The organism is Mycobacterium sp. IDUB_36, from assembly GCF_055419225.1.
In genome coordinates this window covers 1,023,545-1,041,188 of record NZ_JBVAXH010000002.1, presented here as the reverse complement: position 1 = coordinate 1,041,188, position 17,644 = coordinate 1,023,545, and the positions used below count along the sequence as shown (strand labels likewise).

Annotated in this window: 19 protein-coding genes, 1 tRNA gene and 1 pseudogene; 12 read left to right on the top strand and 9 right to left on the bottom strand. The window is 66.2% G+C overall.

Annotated features, from left to right (window positions below):
• Positions 1-150: 150 nt before the first annotated feature.
• Together rph and ACZYW1_RS23080 are read left to right on the top strand one after the other, a co-directional pair.
• Positions 151-930 (top strand): ribonuclease PH, encoded by a 780-nt coding sequence (gene rph / locus ACZYW1_RS23085; RefSeq protein WP_463788764.1) that lies wholly within the window; start codon positions 151-153, stop codon positions 928-930.
• On the top strand, positions 927-1,523 hold the full coding sequence (locus ACZYW1_RS23080) for a non-canonical purine NTP pyrophosphatase (protein ID WP_463788852.1): 597 nt from the start codon (positions 927-929) through the stop codon (positions 1,521-1,523). Before rph ends, ACZYW1_RS23080 begins: the two co-directional genes overlap by 4 nt.
• Here the strand turns inward: ACZYW1_RS23080 and ACZYW1_RS23075 are convergent.
• Both ACZYW1_RS23075 and ACZYW1_RS23070 read right to left on the bottom strand, forming a co-directional pair.
• On the bottom strand, positions 1,518-1,841 hold the full coding sequence (locus ACZYW1_RS23075; RefSeq protein WP_293001697.1) for a DUF3817 domain-containing protein: 324 nt from the start codon (positions 1,839-1,841) through the stop codon (positions 1,518-1,520). The two genes, ACZYW1_RS23080 and ACZYW1_RS23075, sit on opposite strands and share 6 nt — an antisense overlap.
• Before the next feature lie 14 nt (positions 1,842-1,855).
• On the bottom strand, positions 1,856-2,221 hold the full coding sequence (locus ACZYW1_RS23070) for a hypothetical protein (protein WP_463788763.1): 366 nt from the start codon (positions 2,219-2,221) through the stop codon (positions 1,856-1,858).
• A gap of 19 nt (positions 2,222-2,240) precedes the next feature.
• On the opposite strand from ACZYW1_RS23070, the gene ACZYW1_RS23065 reads away from it, so the two are divergent.
• Complete coding sequence (locus ACZYW1_RS23065) at positions 2,241-2,597, top strand: hypothetical protein (protein WP_463788855.1); 357 nt, start codon at positions 2,241-2,243, stop codon at positions 2,595-2,597.
• 282 nt (positions 2,598-2,879) lie between these two features.
• On the opposite strand, the pseudogene ACZYW1_RS23060 reads toward ACZYW1_RS23065, so the two are convergent.
• Positions 2,880-2,987 (bottom strand): annotated as a pseudogene (locus tag ACZYW1_RS23060) (hypothetical protein); the annotation flags it as partial.
• Positions 2,988-3,068: 81 nt separating this feature from the next.
• Here ACZYW1_RS23060 and ACZYW1_RS23055 point away from each other — a divergent pair.
• The 3 genes from ACZYW1_RS23055 to ACZYW1_RS23045 all read left to right on the top strand — a co-directional run bounded on the left by ACZYW1_RS23055 (position 3,069) and on the right by ACZYW1_RS23045 (position 4,195).
• Positions 3,069-3,152 (top strand) — tRNA-Leu (locus ACZYW1_RS23055).
• A 117-nt stretch (positions 3,153-3,269) separates the two neighbouring features.
• On the top strand, positions 3,270-4,028 hold the full coding sequence (locus ACZYW1_RS23050) for a thioesterase family protein (protein WP_463788851.1): 759 nt from the start codon (positions 3,270-3,272) through the stop codon (positions 4,026-4,028).
• Between the two features lie 26 nt (positions 4,029-4,054).
• Entirely contained in the window at positions 4,055-4,195 is a 141-nt protein-coding gene (locus tag ACZYW1_RS23045; protein ID WP_463788762.1) for a hypothetical protein, read from the top strand.
• Between the two features lie 4 nt (positions 4,196-4,199).
• Here ACZYW1_RS23045 and ACZYW1_RS23040 read toward each other — a convergent pair whose 3' ends face one another.
• From ACZYW1_RS23040 to ACZYW1_RS23020, 5 genes are all read right to left on the bottom strand, one after another.
• Positions 4,200-4,619 (bottom strand): lipoprotein LpqH, encoded by a 420-nt coding sequence (locus ACZYW1_RS23040; RefSeq protein ID WP_463788761.1) that lies wholly within the window; start codon positions 4,617-4,619, stop codon positions 4,200-4,202.
• A 12-nt stretch (positions 4,620-4,631) separates the two neighbouring features.
• Positions 4,632-5,471: an SDR family oxidoreductase gene (locus tag ACZYW1_RS23035; RefSeq protein ID WP_463788760.1), complete on the bottom strand. Its 840-nt coding sequence runs from the start codon at positions 5,469-5,471 to the stop codon at positions 4,632-4,634.
• A gap of 181 nt (positions 5,472-5,652) precedes the next feature.
• Complete coding sequence (locus ACZYW1_RS23030) at positions 5,653-6,942, bottom strand: TetR/AcrR family transcriptional regulator (RefSeq protein WP_463788850.1); 1,290 nt, start codon at positions 6,940-6,942, stop codon at positions 5,653-5,655.
• 304 nt (positions 6,943-7,246) lie between these two features.
• Positions 7,247-8,341 (bottom strand): acyl-CoA dehydrogenase family protein, encoded by a 1,095-nt coding sequence (locus ACZYW1_RS23025; RefSeq protein WP_463788759.1) that lies wholly within the window; start codon positions 8,339-8,341, stop codon positions 7,247-7,249.
• Positions 8,338-9,507: an acyl-CoA dehydrogenase family protein gene (locus ACZYW1_RS23020; RefSeq protein ID WP_463788758.1), complete on the bottom strand. Its 1,170-nt coding sequence runs from the start codon at positions 9,505-9,507 to the stop codon at positions 8,338-8,340. The genes ACZYW1_RS23025 and ACZYW1_RS23020 overlap by 4 nt, the downstream gene beginning before the upstream one ends.
• A gap of 185 nt (positions 9,508-9,692) precedes the next feature.
• Here ACZYW1_RS23020 and ACZYW1_RS23015 point away from each other — a divergent pair, with 185 nt between their 5' ends.
• The 6 genes from ACZYW1_RS23015 (at position 9,693) to ACZYW1_RS22990 (ending at position 16,778) form a co-directional block, all read left to right on the top strand.
• Positions 9,693-11,177, top strand: coding sequence for an aldehyde dehydrogenase family protein (locus ACZYW1_RS23015; protein WP_463788757.1), 1,485 nt, complete (start codon positions 9,693-9,695; stop codon positions 11,175-11,177).
• 93 nt (positions 11,178-11,270) lie between these two features.
• Positions 11,271-12,737, top strand: a complete 1,467-nt coding sequence (locus ACZYW1_RS23010) for an adenylate/guanylate cyclase domain-containing protein (protein WP_463788849.1) — start codon at positions 11,271-11,273, stop codon at positions 12,735-12,737.
• Between the two features lie 2 nt (positions 12,738-12,739).
• Positions 12,740-13,384, top strand: coding sequence for a maleylpyruvate isomerase family mycothiol-dependent enzyme (locus ACZYW1_RS23005; protein ID WP_463788756.1), 645 nt, complete (start codon positions 12,740-12,742; stop codon positions 13,382-13,384).
• Positions 13,385-13,438: 54 nt separating this feature from the next.
• Entirely contained in the window at positions 13,439-14,527 is a 1,089-nt protein-coding gene (locus tag ACZYW1_RS23000; protein ID WP_463788755.1) for a phosphotransferase family protein, read from the top strand.
• Positions 14,524-15,867 (top strand): flavin-containing monooxygenase, encoded by a 1,344-nt coding sequence (locus ACZYW1_RS22995; protein ID WP_463788754.1) that lies wholly within the window; start codon positions 14,524-14,526, stop codon positions 15,865-15,867. The genes ACZYW1_RS23000 and ACZYW1_RS22995 overlap by 4 nt, the downstream gene beginning before the upstream one ends.
• A complete protein-coding gene (locus tag ACZYW1_RS22990) occupies positions 15,864-16,778 on the top strand; it encodes an alpha/beta hydrolase (RefSeq protein WP_463788753.1) in 915 nt (304 codons plus the stop codon). Before ACZYW1_RS22995 ends, ACZYW1_RS22990 begins: the two co-directional genes overlap by 4 nt.
• On the opposite strand, the gene ACZYW1_RS22985 is transcribed toward ACZYW1_RS22990, so the two are convergent.
• A complete protein-coding gene (locus tag ACZYW1_RS22985; protein ID WP_463788752.1) occupies positions 16,775-17,596 on the bottom strand; it encodes a mycofactocin-coupled SDR family oxidoreductase in 822 nt (273 codons plus the stop codon). The genes ACZYW1_RS22990 and ACZYW1_RS22985 overlap by 4 nt on opposite strands.
• Positions 17,597-17,644 lie beyond the last annotated feature (48 nt).

The following is a 17,644-nucleotide window of genomic DNA, read 5'->3' as shown; positions in this document are numbered from 1 at the left end:
CTCTGAATCGTCGCCGGGCTGGGTTTGATGTGCCCGGCTCCTCCCCATCGCGCTACGCGCTCTGAATCGTCGCCGGGCTGGGGTTGATGTGCCCGGCTCCTCCCCATCGCGCTACGCGCTCTGAATCGTCGCCGGGCTAAAGTTGCCCTCGTGTCAAAACGAGAAGACGGCCGCCTCGACGACGAACTCCGACCGGTCGTCATCACCCGAGGGTTCACCGCCCACCCGGCAGGTTCGGTGGTCGTCGAATTCGGCCAGACCAAAGTCCTGTGCACGGCGAGCGTCACCGAGGGCGTGCCACGCTGGCGTAAAGGCTCCGGCCTGGGCTGGCTCACCGCCGAATACGCAATGCTGCCGTCGGCCACCCACACCCGCAGCGACCGGGAGTCGGTCAAGGGTCGGTTGTCGGGGCGGACGCAGGAGATCAGCCGACTGGTCGGCCGGTCGCTGCGGGCGTGCATCGACCTTGCGGCGTTGGGCGAGAACACGATTGCCATCGACTGCGACGTGCTGCAAGCCGACGGCGGCACCCGCACCGCCGCCATCACCGGGGCCTACGTCGCGCTGGCCGATGCGGTGACGTACCTGTCGGCGGCCGGAAAGCTGTCTGATCCGCGACCGCTGTCGTGCGCGATCGCCGCCATCAGCGTGGGCGTCGTCGACGGCCGGGTGCGGGTCGACCTTCCCTACGAGGAAGATTCGCGCGCCGAGGTGGACATGAACGTGGTGGCCACCGACACCGGGACGTTGGTCGAGGTGCAGGGCACCGGTGAGGGTGCCACCTTCCCGCGTTCGACGCTCAACAAGTTGCTCGACGCCGCGGAAGGTGCCTGCGAGCAGTTGTTCGTCGCGCAGAACGAGGCGCTGGCGCTGCCGTACCCGGGAGTGCTTCCCGACGGGCCGGCGGCGCAGAAAGCCTTCGGAAGCTGACCCGCGTTCTGGTCGCCAGCCGCAATGCCAAGAAGCTGGTGGAGTTGCGCCGGGTATTGGACGCCGCCGCGCTGACCGAGCTGACGCTGGTGTCGCTGAACGATGTCGAACCGTTCGACGAGGCGCCGGAAACCGCTGCGACGTTCGAAGACAACGCGTTGGCCAAGGCGCGGGACGGCTTCGCTGCGACCGGCCTACCGACCGTCGCCGACGACTCGGGGCTCGCGGTCGCGGCGCTGAATGGCATGCCCGGTGTGCTGTCCGCGCGATGGGCCGGCACCCACGGCGACGACGCGGCCAACACCGCACTGCTGCTGGCGCAGCTGCGTGATGTGCCCGACGAACGGCGCACTGCGGCTTTCGTCTCGGCCTGTGCGCTGGTGTCGGATTCCGGGGAGTTCGTCGTCCGCGGCGAGTGGCCGGGCGCGATCGCCCACGAACCCAGCGGCGACTCAGGTTTCGGCTACGACCCGGTGTTCGTTCCGGACGGAGACCATCGCACCGCCGCGCAGCTGACGCCGGGCGAAAAAGATGCCGCGTCGCATCGCGGTCGCGCGCTGACGCTGTTGCTACCGGCCCTGCGGTCCCTATAAGTTGAACTGCGCCTTGATGTTTCGGGTCTGGAAGTGTTCGACGATCACGCCGACCAGCGGAATAGTCCCGGCCAGGAGCACTCCGACGGTCTTCCCGATCGGCCAGCGGACTTTGACGGCCAGGTTGAACGCCGCCAGCACATACGCGAAATAGACCCAACCGTGCACGATCCCGATCCAGCTCGGTGGATTCGGCACCTTGACCACATAGTGGACCACCAACTCGTAGCAGAGCGCGATCAGCCAGATACCGGTCGTCCACGCCATCACGCGATAGGCGAGCAGCGGGGTCCGGATGTTCTGACCGGCTGTGGTCATTCGGCTGTCCTGTTCTACTGGGTTTCGTTGTCTGCCTTGGCAAGTGCGGCCAAGTAGGCGTTGTACTCACGGAGCTCGGCGTCGTCTGAGGTGCGGCCGTCGGATTCGGGCCGCTCGGGCAGCAATCCGTCCGGGATCTCGTGGACGGCGTGGGTGGTCCGAATCTGCTGTGGCGCCTCTTCGTAGCGGACGAAATTGCGGTACGCGTAGACGCAGAACGCGGCGAATGCCGGCCACTGCAAGGCGTATCCGAGATTCTGGAAAGAGCCCGACGTCGATTCGAACCTGGTCCATTGCCACCAGCCCAGAGCCAGGCAGCCGCCCGCGGCGAGGATCACCAGGGCGATCAGAGCCGGTCTGCGACGACGGGTGGTGGACACCCCTAGAAGGTACTCTGCGGTGGGTTTGACTCCGTCACTCTTTTGGTCCGACAAACTCGTCGAGCCGCGCGACGGCGGCCTGCCGGTAGACGGCGACATCGAACCAGCGCGGTCGCGTCCACGGGATTCCCAGCTGATCAAGCGCGGCGCAGTACAGATCGCGGATGTCGTTGGAGCGGTTAGAGAAGTGGTATCGGACGCTCTTGACGCCACGATCGTTCGCTACTACACGACAGCCGTCGCTGTGGATGAGGCCGCGCACAAATTCCCTTGGAGCTTGCCGGACCAGCTGCTCCTGCCATGGTTCCAATTGAATCGGCCTCAAGTGTTTCCGGCCTGGACCGTGCTGCGGAAAAAGACAGGGCCAATGCTTTGAGTAGAGCGATACCTCGGTGCAGTTCTTGGAGCAACGCAGTGTCGCCGCCCGCTGACCCGGCATCAGAGCGGTCATTGCTTCGCGACAGGACTCGATGATCCCCGGGTACTTGTCATCGAGAACGATTCTTAGTCGCCACGCTCGGGGGTGCCGTGAAATGCATCCGTCGCCCAGGTACAAACCGAGCAGATAGCTGTAAGTGTTCGCCGGTAAGCTGGCGAAATCATGTACACATGGTGACCCACTTGCAGCTCTGGTCCGAAGCTGCGGTCGGCATCGCCAGTCACGCACGGTACATCGCGGAATGCCGGTGTGACGGGCGATCTCACTGTCATTCAATCCAGCAGCGATGAGGCGCTTTACGGCGCTGACTTCTTTCGCGGATCGCATCGTCAAACCCCTTCCATCGCCAAGATAAGGGGAGCCACCGACAGACTCGCGGATGCTCGAAGCGGTACGATCGCGAGGCGCGCGGGCGTGGTGGAATTGGCTTACACGCCGGCTTTAGGTGCCGGTGCTCGAGAGAGCATGAGGGTTCGAGTCCCTCCGCCCGCACTGATGTCACGAACTCACACACCTCCGCCCGCACCAGTCCGGGCCTCACCCGCTCCCTAGCATGAGCGGGTGGACGCATTCTTCACCGCCGACGGCGACTCCTACCTCCCCGGCGACATGACCCGCGGGCCGTGGGGCGAGACGATGGGCGGCCAGATCGTCGGCGGCCTGCTGGGTTGGGCATTGGACCACGACGTCGACGACGAACTCCAGCCCGCGCGCCTCACCGTCGACCTGCTGCGGCCGGTGCCCATCAAACCGCTGACGATCGAGACGTCGATCCAGCGCGAGGGCCGCCGGATCAAACTCGTCGACGCGGCGATGCGGCAGGACGGGCAGGTGGTGGCGCGGGCCAGCGCGCTGTTCCTGCGCCGCGGCGAGGCACCCGACGGCGAGGTGTGGACCGGGCCCGTGGTCATACCCGCCGTGCCGACCGCTGCGGCGGCCACGGAATCCGAGATGCCCTTCGACATCTGGACTTACAGCGCCGGCTCCGACGACGGCACCCCGGGAATGCCGCCACTCGAGTGGGAGCGGCCCGGCGTGCAGAAATTCGCCTGGACGCGGATTTTTCGCCCGATGGTGGCCGGTCATCCGCTGACGCCGTTCGCCCGCGCGGCATTTGCCGGAGACATCATCAGCTCGCTGACACATTGGGGCACAGCGGGATTGCGCTACATCAATGCCGACTACACGGTGGCCATCAGCCGACTGCCGCAAGGCGAGTACATCGGCTTGGCGGCGCAGAGCTATTACGGCAACCGCGGTGTGGGAACCGGGGCCGCGACGTTGTTCGACAGCGCCGGCCCGATCGGCACCGGTACCGCCTTGGCGCTCGCGCAACCTCCGGGCGCGTTCCAACCCAATCCCCGTTAGCCGGCCGAACTGGCACCATGGTGGGTATGAACGCCGCGATCATCGTGCTGCTGGCCTTGGTGGCGATCGGCATCGTGGCCAGTCCGCTCATCAGGATGAGGGCCTGGTTGAAGCGGACGCCGCCCGCCCAGGAATTCCTCCCACCGCCTGAAGACCAACCCGACTAGTCGGTCAGCAGCCCACCTCGATGGTGAACGGCGCGGTGACCGAGACGTGAGAATCCTTGACCTGACTTCCGGATGCCGTGCCGGTGATGGTGTAGGTGTCATTGGCGACGCGAACCTTCGCATCTCCGGCCCCGGAATTGGCGACGCCCGAGAAACCGGCGAAGTTGTCGAAATGGACCGATTCGACCGCTGGTTTCTCGGGATCCAATCGCAGGAGCACCTTGACGTTGGCCGGAGCCACGGTGATGTTCGCCGTCAGCAGCCAGTTGACCTGGTTGCAGGTGACCGCGTGCGAGGTGCGGGAGGTGTTGTCGACGGTGATGTGCGCGGTCTTCTGCGTCGCCCGCCCATCCGTCGAACAGCTCGAGCACGACGCGACCACCAGCGCGGCACTCGCAGCCGCAGTGACGAGCCGTCGATTCATGTGCACCACCGGCTAGCCGAGTGAAATCCGGCCCATGAGCAAGTCGATGATCGGCTTGCCCGCGGCGAATGTTCCGGTGTTCGACGAATTCACGTGCCCGTAGTCGACCAGGAGCGTGACACCGTTGATGCCCGCGGCGGCTTGGCTGTTGAGGAACGCCATGACGTTGCCCATCTGCTCGGGCGTGTGGGTCGCGGTGCCGGTCGCCTCCCGGTAGTCCTGCGCGAAGGACAGCCACAGGTCGGCATTGGCCCGGGCCAGGGGAGTGTCAGTCGGGCCCGGGCAGATCGCGTTGATCCGAATTCCTTTGGCCAGGAACGGGAATGCGTGCGTTGCGACATAGGCGTTGATCGCCTGCTTGCTGGTGCCGTAGTGGCCGAAATTGTCCGCCTCGTGGGCTTTGACCCACGCGTCGGCGGATGCGAAGTCGGGGGTGGCCAAGAACTCCTGGAGTCGCGGCAGGTCGGTCTCCCAGCCGATTCCGGCCACCGACGAGATGAAGCAGATCGCCGATCCGCGGCTCAGTTGATTGTTGTTGATCAGGGTGTCGATCACGTGGCGATGGCCGATGAAGTTGATCTTCATCAGGTCCGGACCGTCCGCGATACCCGCCGCGGAGAACAGTGCGTCGACGGTGCCGACCTGCTCGAGCGCGCTGTCGATCGACGCCGGATCGCGAAGGTCGACCTGGATTCCCCGGCCGAGTCCGGACTCGACCGGCGCGTAGTCCAGGTTGATCACCTCGGCTCCCAGGTCACCGACGATCTTGGCCGCCGCGGCGCCCATGCCGGTGGCGCCGCCGACCACCAGCGCCCGCTTGCCGTCGTAGCGGAATTGCTCGATACCTGTCATGTCAATCCTTTCCCGGGACGCCGGCCGAAAGGTCTCCCCGGCAAGGGATGCGGCCGGTTGTTGACGGGCGATGGGCCCTCACTGCGAAAGACCGAGTCAACGACACACAACCCGGCGCGATGCACCCCGCCAGTATGCGTGGCCCACCGCGCCTATCGGCGGGTATCGGAAATCTCGGTTGTCAGACTTGCGCGGAAGTGTCACGCTCGGCGGCGCCGCGGACCACCGTGTCGCGGGCGTTGACCAGCGCCGCATGCTTGCCCTGGGCCCGCACGATGTTCTCCGGCATCCACAGCACGTCCATCACGTAGCGCGCCAGCATCGACAGCGACGGCGAATCCTCGATGCGGATATCACCGGACTCGATGCCGTCCGACAGCAACGCTCGCAGTTGCCGCAAGCGCATCGTGAATGCCAGACCGGGGTTCGGGGTGTCGGGGGGTGACTGGCGCATCCACGCCAGCTGGATCTTCCACTCGTCGGGAAACTGGTCCAGCGCGTTGATGTTGACCCAGCTGAGCGCATCGAGCTTTTCCACCGGGGTGGCGTCGGTGCGCAGCACGCTCGCGAAGCCGCCGCCGGCCTTCTGGCCGAACGACTCCATGATCGAGGCCAGCAGTTCGTCTTTCGATCCGATCAGTCGGTACACGGTGCCGGTGCCCAACCCCGCCGCGGCAGCGATGTCGCGGATCGTGGTGACCTCGTAGCCCTTTCTGCCGAATTCGGCGCGAGCCACCGAACGGACATGTGCGGCCTTGTTGTTCGCGTCGACTTCGCTGTCGTCCGACCACGTCTGGATGGCCGCCTCGGCGGCGGCAAAGGCACTCGAGCCGTTGAGTTCCTTGTCGCTGTACGGACGACTGGCCAAGCCGTGCAACATGATTCGGCACATGACGACAGCGGTATGGTCGGCACCGCCGGTGTGCCTGATGATGTCCAGGCCCACGTGCATCATGGTCTGGCAGATGCGGTCGGCCAGCGTGGGAAGGTCGATGTCGGATCGGATGAATCCGCTCCACCTGCCCGCCCGCAGCGTCTGCAGCATCGCCTGCTGGACGGCGGTCGGTGGATTCCGCAGCAGTTCGACGAGTTCGGGATTCGCACTCGGCGCCTCGTAGAACGACATCTGAAGTGCCGCACGGTGCTGTACCGCGCACCGCGCGATGGCGGATCCCAGTTCGACGATCTTGTCGGCTACCGAACGCGAGTCGGCTTTGTCCAGCTTCTCGTGCGCGATCTCTCCGATGCGGTCGAGGTCGGCGTAGTACCGCCGGACCAGCTCGACGAGGATCGCTTCCTTGGATTCGAAGTGATGGTAAAGGCTTCCGGGCAGGATCCCCGCCGCGTCGGCGATCTCCTGCAGCGAGGTCCGCAGGCCGGAGGAAGCGATCAAGGAGGCGGCGGTCTGCAGGATTTCGGTTCGACGAGTCCCGTCGCTGTAGGCGCCGCCGCCGTTGGATCCATCGGGAATGCCTTTGGTGGCGCGCCGCTCGCGTGGCGTCACGCGGGGACGTCCGGCGCTGCCAGACCGGATCGACGAATCGGCATCGGGCAAGTCTAGGCGTGCGGAGCTCGGCGGTGAGGCAGCCTCGGACGGTTGCTGAAGCCCCACGACACCTCCACAGCCCCTACCGGTACCCGGCCCGGGTGATCAGTCGTCGCGATCTCGGCGACCTTCTCCGACCCCTGACCCAATATTTGGTTTCACGCTACCAGGTGGTCTTGGCTCGATTGTGCAGGTTGAACGGTGTGAGCGTGCGTTCGCGGCACTCTACTCAGCGCAGAACGGACTCGGCGAACTGCGCGCCGAGCTCCACGAGGTAGCGGTCGGATCCGTCGAGGAACGCGCTCCAACTCAGCAGCCGCTTCAGGTAGAGGTGAGCGTCGTGCTCCCAGGTGTAGCCGATGCCGCCGAACACTTGAATCGCCGTGTCACCGACAGCGGCGAGTCGACCGGCGAATGCCTTCGTCCGCATCGCGGCCAGGTGTCGTTCCTCTGGTCCTGCGGCGTCGGCGGCCCATAGCGCGTGAATGACCCCGCTGCGGGCGAGCTCCACCGTCTCGTACATGTCGACACACAGGTGCTGGACCGCTTGGAACGCCCCGATCGGTTGGCCGAATTGGCGTCGCACTTTGGCATATTCGATGACGAGGTTCAGCACGGCCTGCGCGGCGCCGAGCGCGTCGGCGGCCCAGGCGACGGTCACGTCGTCGGTCAAGGCCTGGACGACCTCGGGTGGCGCGCTCCCCAGACGCTGCGCGGGTGTCTCGGCGAACCTGACCCGAAATCGCTTGCGCGTCAGATCGATCCCGGTTTGCAGAGTGCTTTCGACATCGGACGTCTGGACGGCGAACAGACCGGCACCGTCGTGATCGTCGGCCACCACGAATGCCACGTCGGCAGCCGCGACATCCCACACGTTGTCGATCTCACCGTCGAGCACGACGTCACCGCCGCGGTTGCCGGCATGCACCCGGACACCGTCGAGGCCACCCACTGTGGCGATAGTGGACCCATCGGCGATCCCGGTGAGGAACGGTGCCGCCACCGCGCTGTTGACTTCGCAGCGCACCAGCGCCCGCGTCGCGGCGACGGCGCTGGACAGCCACGGGCCCGGATGCAGTCCGGCGCCGAGTTGTTCGGCGACGACGCCGGCCTCGACCATCGTCATGCCGGCCCCGTCGAATTCCAGTGGCACCAGCAGGCCGGTGGTGCCGAGGTCGGCCAGACCGCGCCACACCGATTCGGTCACGCCGGTCTCGTCGTCGAGCAGGGGGCGCACATGCGCGGCGAGCGATGCCCGTTCGGCGAGGAAACTCCGAACGGTGTCGCGCAGCGCGATCTGCTCTTCGGTCAGCTCGAGGTTCATCGGCGCGGCAGCCCCAAAACTCTTTGGGCGGTAATGTTCTTGTTGATCTGTGTCGTCCCGCCGGCGATGGTCAGTGAGCGCGATGTCAGGCGGTAGTCCGCCCAGCGGCGTCCCACCGGGTCCATGCCGATCAGGTCGAAGGCCAGCGCGGCGATGTCCTGACCGACCTCACCCCAGATCGACTTGGCCAGGCTTGCCGAACCGAACGCATCGCCGCCATGGATGACCGCCGAGATCGATCGCTGGCACAACACCTCGAGATACTTAATGCGCAAGGCGATTTCGCCGAGACGTCGAAGTGTGGTGGGGTCCTCGAGCACCGGCCGATTGCCGATCCGGACCTCGGCGAGCTCGCTGACCAGCTCTTGCAGCCGCGTCTGCATCTCGGTGTACAGGCGCGCGGCACCGGCCCGTTCGTGGCTCAGTGTGGTGGTGGCGATTCCCCAGCCGCCGTTCTCCGGGCCCAGCAGGGCATCCGCCGGCACCCGCACGTCGTTGAAGAAGACCTCGGCGAAGTCGGCCTCGCCGCTGAGCGTCACCAGCGGGCGAACCTCGATGCCCGGCAGGGACATGTCGAGAATCAGGCAGGAGATCCCTTTGTGCTTCGGCGCCTCGGGATCGGTGCGCACGTACAACTGACACCACGCCGCCCGGTGCCCCAGCGACGTCCAGATCTTCTGACCGTTGACGATGTAGCAGTCGCCCTGCGAATCGGCGCTGCGCACCGCGCGGGTGCGTAGCGAGGCGAGGTCGGAGCCGGCTTCGGGCTCTGACATGCCCTGACACCAGATGTCGTCGGCGCGCATCATGCGGGGGAGCAGCGTGCGCTTCTGCGCTTCGGTCCCGTGCTGCATGATCGCCGGCGCGATGTTGTTCATCCCGATCACGTTGAGGTGGACCGGCACCCGTGCACGGGTGGTCTCCTCGGCGTAGACGAGCTGTTCGAGCACGCCCGCTCCGCGACCGCCGTACTCCTGCGGCCAGGAAACCGCACCCCAGCCGGCGTCGGCCATCGTCGCGTTCCAGGCGCGCAGAGTTCGGAACGCCGTCTCGTTACTGCCGCGGCCACGGTTGGCCGCGATGATGTCTTCGGTCAGGTTGGCGGACAGCCAGGCACGCAGTTCTTTGCGGACCTGTTCCACCTCGGGGGGGTATGAGAAATCCACGTTTCCTAGCGACTTTTCCGCGATTGACTATGGCTGATGGCGAACTCTACGGTGGAACAGATATTTGGTCAACCGACCTGGCGCGTGACTGAGGGTTGCCAACCGGCTACGTTCCAGTAAGGCTCTCCATAATATTCTGCGACCCGGCGGGCAGCTCGAGTCCCATCAACGAAAGAGCAACAAACATGACTGACAGTGTAAAGGTCCGCTTCGAGCCGAAGATGATGATCGACGGCAAGTTGGTCGACGGCCAGGCCGGCACATTCACCAACCTCAACCCGGCGACCGAAGAATCCTTGGGCGAGGTGGCTGACGCGTCGAAAGAGGACATGCACCGGGCCATCGATGCAGCCCGCCGCGCCTTCGACGACACCGACTGGTCGACCAACCACAAGTTGCGTCAGCGCTGTCTGCTCCAGCTGCACGAAGCGATCGAGTCCGAGAAAGAGGAGCTGCGTGAGGAGCTCATCCTCGAAGTCGGTTCGCCTCGTGCGATCACGTTCGGGCCGCAGCTGGACGCTCCGCTGGCCGACGGACTGAAGTACCCGGCCCGGCTGATCGACGAATACCCCTGGGAGACCGACCTCGGCGACCGCGTGATCAGCCTCACCGGCGCCAACACCGCGATCCGGCAGTGGCGCGAGCCGGTCGGCGTGGTCGGGGCCATCGTGCCGTGGAATTTCCCGTTCGAGGTCACCCTCAACAAGCTCGGCCAGGCGCTCGCCACCGGCAATACCGTCGTGTTGAAGCCGGCGCCCAACACCCCCTTCAACGCGAACCGGCTGGGCCGGCTGATCGCCGAGAAAACCGACATCCCCGCCGGTGTCGTCAACGTCGTCACCGCATCGGATCACTTTGTCGGCGAGGAACTCACGCTGTCGCCCAAGGTCGACCTGATCTCGTTCACCGGGTCGACGGTGGTCGGCAAGCGGATCATGGAAAAGGGTGCGGCCACCATGAAGCGGCTGTTCCTCGAACTCGGCGGCAAGTCGGCCACCATCGTCTTGGAAGATGCCGACTTCGGACTCGCGTGTGCGATCGGCATCGCCCCGTGTATGCACGCCGGGCAGGGCTGCGCCAACCCCACTCGGATGCTGCTTCCGCGGTCTCGCTATGAGGAAGGGGTGGCGATCCTCAAGAGCATCTACGAGAACGTCACCTGCGGCGACCCGCAGGACCCCGGAACCCTGTGTGGCCCGGTGATTTCCAAGCGGCAGTTCGACCGCGTCAACGAATACATCCAGAAGGGCGTCGACGAAGGCGCCACCGCGCTGGTCGGTGGACCCGGCGCGGAGACCGGCTTCGACAAGGGTTACTTCATCCGGCCGACGCTGTTCACCGATGTCGACAACAAGATGACCATCGCCCAGGAGGAGATCTTCGGGCCGGTGCTGTCGGTCATCCCGTTCGACGACGAAGAAGACGCGATCCGGATCGCCAACGACAGCCCCTACGGCCTGGCCGGCAACGTGATGTCCGGCACGCTGGAGCATTCGCTGGCGGTGGCGCGGAGGATCAAGGCCGGCTTCATCGGTGTCAACGGCGGCGCACCCTACGGCGCGGACGTCCCGTTCGGCGGCTATAAGGACAGCGGCGTTGGCCGCCAGAACGGGATCGCCGGCTTCGACCAGTACACCGAAGTCAAGTCGGTGGGCTACCCCGTCGGCTGACGTCGCCGTAGTCCGCCCGGCGCGGCTGGTCGGCGGGCTAGGTTGAGTTCCGTGACCGACGCCGGACGAACGCAGCGCGCGACCGGCCGCACGATGGCGATCCGCTACGCGGTCGGTCTCGCCTGCGCTCATCTGATCGGCACCGCCGACGCCGCTGCGATCGTGATCCCGCTGCACGGTCACTTCGCCGACGACACCCAGGTCTACTTCGAGCCGACCAGCCTGATCACCGCGGCGGTCATCGTGGTTCTGGGCACCGCGGCAGTGGCCGGTGGCGGAGTCGCGAACCTCGTCCCCGTGTTGCGGTGGTTCGTCGCCGGGCGGCAACCCGACGACGATCAACGGCGCTACGCGATGCGCCTGCTGGCCCGGCAGTCGATCATCCTGGGCGTGGTCTGGGGGATCAGCGGGCTCAGCTACCTTGCCCTCAATTTCAGTGGCGTTGCGGCACTGTGGGTTCCGACGCTGCTGGCGGTCGTCTTCGGTGGGACGGCCGCGGCGAGCCTCAGCCTGCTCCTCACCCAGCGATCCCTGCGTCCGATCATGTTGGCGGCCAAGAAAGGGACCGACGGCATGATGGTCGCGCCCAGCGTCCTCGCCCGCCTGGTCGGCCTGTGGCTACTGGGCAGCGGCCTACCCTCGCTGGCCATCGCCGGCCTGGTGTTGACTCGTTCCAACGGCTGGATCATCCAGAAGACCGGGTCGGTCGAAATGCCGATCTTGGTCGTCACGCTCGTCGCGCTCCTGATCGGTCTGCCGGTGATGATCATGACCTCCCGGTCCATCTCGGATCCGGTGCGCGAGGTCGTCGACGCCATGGCACGCGTCGAACGCGGCAACATCGACACGTCCGTCGGCGTCTACGAGAAGTCCGAAATCGGCCGATTGCAAGACGGATTCAACCGCATGGTTTCGGGCATCGCCGAACGCGATCGGCTGCGGGACTTGTTCGGCCGTCACGTCGGTGCCGACGTGGCGCGGCGCGCGATCGACGAAGGCACCTCACTGTCCGGCGATGTCCGCGAGGCCGCAGTGCTTTTCATCGACCTGGTCGGCTCCACCACGTTGACGGCGAGCAGGCACCCGCAGGAAGTGGCGCGGGTGCTCAACGACTTCTTCAGGATCGTGGTCAGCGCCGTCGACGACAATCGGGGACTGATCAACAAGTTCCAGGGTGACGCCGCTCTGGCCGTCTTCGGGGCGCCATTGGCGCAGGGCGATTTCGCGTCGGCCGCGCTGACGACCGCGCGACTGCTGCGCAGCCAGCTGCACCAGCTGCCACAGGTCGACTTCGGCATCGGCGTGTCCGCGGGCCCGGTGTTCGCGGGCAACATCGGGGCCGAAAACCGTTACGAATACACCGTTGTCGGTGACGCGGTCAACGAAGCGGCGCGGCTGGCCGATGTCGCCAAGACGCTGGATCAGCGCATCGTGTCCTCGTCCGCCGCCCTCGACCGTGCCGACGACACCGAGCGTGCCCACTGGGCGCCGAACGGCGAGACGGTGCTGCGCGGTCGCTCAGACCCCACGGAGATCTGGACTCCGACGAGAGAGGACTAGCGTTGGCCGACACCGACAACCCCGTCATCTTCGCTGCGGTGGCCGACCAGCGCCGTCAATTCGCCGCTCTGATCGACGGCCTCGACGACGGGCAACTGTCGACACCGAGCCTGTGCCACGGCTGGGACGTCAAGACGGTCGCCGCCCACGTCGTGAGCACCGTGCTCGACGGGATGCCGGGTTTCCTCCGGATGGCACTCCGCCGGGCGAGTCTGAGCCGCGGAATCGACCAGCTGGCGAAGCGGCGGGCGCAGGCGCCGATCGCCGAGATCGTCGCCGAGCTGTACGAGCAGGCCGACCGCCCGATCTCGTCGCCGCTGTTCGGCCCACGGGGGCCGCTGGCCGACATCCTGGTACACACCGGCGACGTCCGGATCGCGCTCGGTCTGCCGTTCGAGCCGGACCCGCAGTACGTCGTGCCGGCCATGGACTTTCTCACCGGCCCCTGGCCGATCGGTTTCGTGCCGCCGCGCCGGCTTCGCGGAATTCGACTGTCCGCCAGCGATGTAGCGCGATCCTGGGGTTCCGGTAGCGAGGTCACCGGGCCACTGGCCGCGCTGTTGATGGGTGTCTGCGGCCGGACCGCGTCGCTGGATGCGCTCCAGGGCCCGGGGGCGGCCGTTCTCCGTCGACGATTGAACTGCTGAAGAGTCGGGCCGAACCCGGATCGGTGGCCGTGCCGAATGGCTTACAGTATCGCCATGCCGATTCCCCGATATCCGGACGACGTCACCGCCGAATGGCTTTCCGCCGTCCTGGGTGACGACACACCGGTCCCGCTGTCCGCGGTGGACGTCACGGCCATCGGCACGGGTCAGACCGGAGCGACGTACCGGGTAGCGGTGACCTACGCGGGGGAGAGCAGTCTGCCCGACACCTTCGTGATCAAGCTGCCCGCCCAGGACGACGCCGTGCGCGACCGGGTGACCATCGGCTACCGCAGCGAATGCGCCTTCTACACCGGAGTCGTCGATCAGGTGGAAGTCCCGACACCAGAGTGCTTCTACTGTGAGATCAGCGACGACGCACTGGACTACGCGTTGCTGCTGGCCGACCAGGCGCCCGCGACCCAGGGCGACCAGATCGCGGGATGCGCGGAGCGCGAGGCGCGGCTGGCCGTGACGGCACTGGCCGGGCTGCACGGGCCGAGTTGGTGCGATCCGGTGTGGCTGGATTTCCCCGGCATCGCGTTCGCGCGGCCCGACGAGGCGTCGGCCAACGGGTTGGGCGAGGTGGCGCGGATGAGTGCCGAGATCACGCTGGACAAGCTCGGCGACCGGATGAGTGCCGCCGACCGGGAAACCTTCTCGGCAGCAATGGATTTGGTGGCGCCCTGGTTGCTGGCCGAGCGGGACCGCTTTGCGCTGCTCCACGGTGACTACCGCCTCGACAACCTGCTGTTCTTTCCCGGCGGAACCGGGGTGACGGTGGTGGACTGGCAGACGCTGGGCGTTGGCCTGCCGGCCCGCGACCTCGCGTACTTCACCGCGACCAGCCTCAAGCCCGAGCTGCGTGCTGCGATCGAGAAGGACCTCGTCGACGACTACCACCGAGCGCTGCAAGGCTACGGCGTCAGCGGCTACGATCGCGAAACCTGTTGGCAGGATTACCGACTCGGTATGACGCAGACGGTGTTGATCTCAGCGCTGGGTTTCGCGTTCGCCACCGCCACCGATCGCGGAGACGACATGATGCTCACCATGCTGGCGCGTGGCTGCCAGGCAATCCGCGAACTGGGCTCGCTGGAGCTGGTCGGGCAATACGCCGCCGGGCAGGCGTCGTCGCCATGACCAGCAGGCCGCGCACCGCCGTGATCGGCGCCGGTATCAGCGGATTGACCGCCGGCAAGATGCTCAACGACTACGACGTGCCCTACACCACGTTCGAGACATCCGACCGGATCGGCGGCAACTGGGCGTTCGGCAATCCCAACGGACACAGCAGCGCGTACCGTTCGCTGCACATCGACACGTCCAAGCATCGGTTGTCGTTCAAGGACTTTCCCGTCCCGGACCACTTCCCCGCCTTCCCGCATCACTCGGACATCAAGGCCTACCTCGACGCCTACGCCGATACGTTCGGCCTGTTGGAGAACATCGAGTTCACCAACGGCGTCACCCGGGCGCACCGAAACGACGGTGGCGGCTGGCTCATCGAGGACCAGGCCGGCGCCACCCGGGAGTTCGATCTGCTCGTGGTCGCCAACGGTCATCACTGGGACGCCCGATGGCCGGACTTTCCCGGCAGCTTCGACGGTGAGGTGCTCCATTCGCACCATTACATCGATCCGCAGACGCCGCTGGATTTGACCGGCAAGCGAATCCTTGTGGTTGGCTTGGGGAACAGCGCCGCTGACATCACCGTGGAGCTGTCCTCGCGCGCGTTGCAGAATCGGGTGACACTGTCGACCCGATCGAGCGCGTGGATCGTTCCGAAGTACATCGCCGGTCGGCCCGGTGACAAATTTTTCAGGACGTCGCCCCATCTCCCGTTGTCCTGGCAGCGCAAGGCGATTCAGGCGGTGATGCCGTTGATGGGCACCGACCCCACGCTGTACGGCTTGCCCGCGCCCAACCACAAGATCTTCGAGGCCCACCCGACGCAGTCGGTGGAGTTGCCGCTGCGGCTCGGGTCGGGTGATGTGGTTCCCAAACCGAATGTGTCCCGGCTCGACGGCAACGTGGTCCACTTCGAGGACGGCACCAGCGACGAATTCGACGCGATCGTCTACGCCACCGGTTACAACATCACCTTTCCGTTCTTCGACCCCGGTCTGATCAGCGCGCCGGACAACCAGATTCGGCTCTACAAGCGCATGTTCAAACCTGGTCTCGAGGATCTGGCCTTCATCGGCTTCGCGCAAGCCGTGCCGACACTTTTCCCGTTCGTCGAGTGTCAGTCGCGGCTGCTGGCGGCGTATGCGGTCGGGCGCTACGCACTGCCGACGGCGGTGGAGATGGAACGCGTGATCGATGCCGACCAGCAGATGTACGTCGGACACTGCACCGATCGGCCACGCCACACGCAACAGGTCGACTATTTCTACTACGAACACGACATCCGGACGCGGGAACTGCCCGCCGGCGTCAAGCGGGCCGCGTCGCGAGCGGTCCAGTCGGCACTGGCATGACGCACCACCAAGTGACCTTTCGATCGGGCGACACCACCTGCGATGCATGGCATTTCCGTGGTGAGGGTGATCGCTTCAGCGGGGCCCGTGGTCGCCCGATCGTGGTGATGGCACACGGTATCGCGGGCACCAAAGACTCCGGACTCGAGTCGTTCGCGCGACGACTCAGCGGCGCCGGTGTGGACGTGCTGGCATTCGACTACCGCGGTTTCGGGGCGTCTGGCGGCGTGCCGCGCCAAACAGTCTCGGTCGCAGGGCAATTGGACGACTATCGCGCCGCGGTATCGGCCGCGCGGGGACTGGCCGACGTCGATCCCGACAAGGTGGTGCTGTGGGGCGTCTCGTTCTCCGGCGGTCATGTGCTGCGGGTGGCCGCCGACGACCACGGCGTCGCCGCCGTCATCGCGCTGACGCCGCTGACCAGTGGGCTGGCCACCGGCCGTCTGGCAGTCACGCAGCGCGATCTGGTGTCCGGAATGCGTTGGACGGCAGCCGGTGTGAAGGGACGTGTCGCCGCCGCGATGGGTGGCAGCGCCACCTACATGCCGGTGGTCGGCCGCCCAGGCGAGCCGGGTGCGCTGACGCTCCCGGGCGCCTACGAGAACTATTTGTCGATGGCGGGTCCGACCTGGCGCAACGAAATCGACGCCGGTGTCGGACTACAGCTGGCAAAGGTGCGATCGTCCGGCGCGGCGGCGAAACTGCGCTGCCCACTGCTGGTCCAGATCGCCGACTTCGACCGGTTCGTGCCGGCCGAGTCGATCGTCAAAGTCGCCGTGCGGGGTAGGGCCGAAGTCCACCACTACCCCTGCGACCATTTCGACGTGTGGCCCGGTCAGGAGTGGTTCGACAAAGTCGTCGACCATCAGGCGGCGTTCATCGCAAGAGTCTTGGCGCGCAACGGCTCCTAGTACTGCGTCGAGCCCTGATCGATCGGCACCGCCGCCGCCGTGACGAGCCGCGACTCGTCGCTGGCCAGCCAGCAGACCGCGTCGGCGATGTCTTCGGGCTCCGATACCCAGTCGGGCAGGAACGGCGTCAGCACGTTGGCCATCGTCGGAACGGTCTCGTTCGCGCTCGCTATCTTGGCAGCCATCTCGCCGCTTCCCATCGGGGTGTTCACCGGACCGGGGTGCACGCTGTTCACCCGGATCGCGTGCCGGCCGAGCTCGGCGGCGAACGCGCGGGCCATGCCGGTGACGGCGTGCTTGCTGGCGGTGTAGTGCACCATGAACGGCTGCATCTTGAGGCCGGCCGCCGAGCTGATCAGGATGATCGACCCCCCACGGCCGCCGTCGACAATGTGCTGAGCGCCGGCCATCACGGTGTTCCAGACGCCAGTCACGTTGATGTCCAGCACATCACGGAACGATTCGGGCGTGATCTCGTTCCACACCTGCGGCGCCGCGATGCCGGCGTTGGCGACGATGACGTCGAGCCGGCCGAGGGTGGCGACCGCGCTGCTGACGGTGTCGCACATGCCGTCGAAATCCCGGACGTCGATCGCCGAGGCGATGATTCGACGACCGGTGGCTTCGACCAGCCGGCTGGTCTCGGCGAGGTCTTCGGGCGTCGCCGAGTCGTAGGGCACGCAGGATGGGAGCTTTCCGGCGACGTCGACGGCGATGATGTCGGCGCCTTCGCGGGCCAGTCGCACGGCGTGCGCGCGACCCTGTCCCCGCGCCGCACCGGTGATGAATGCGACCTTGTCCGCGAGCCGACCGGTCATGAGCGCTCCATATCGTAAAGGTCACTGTAACTCCGTCGATACTAGCCC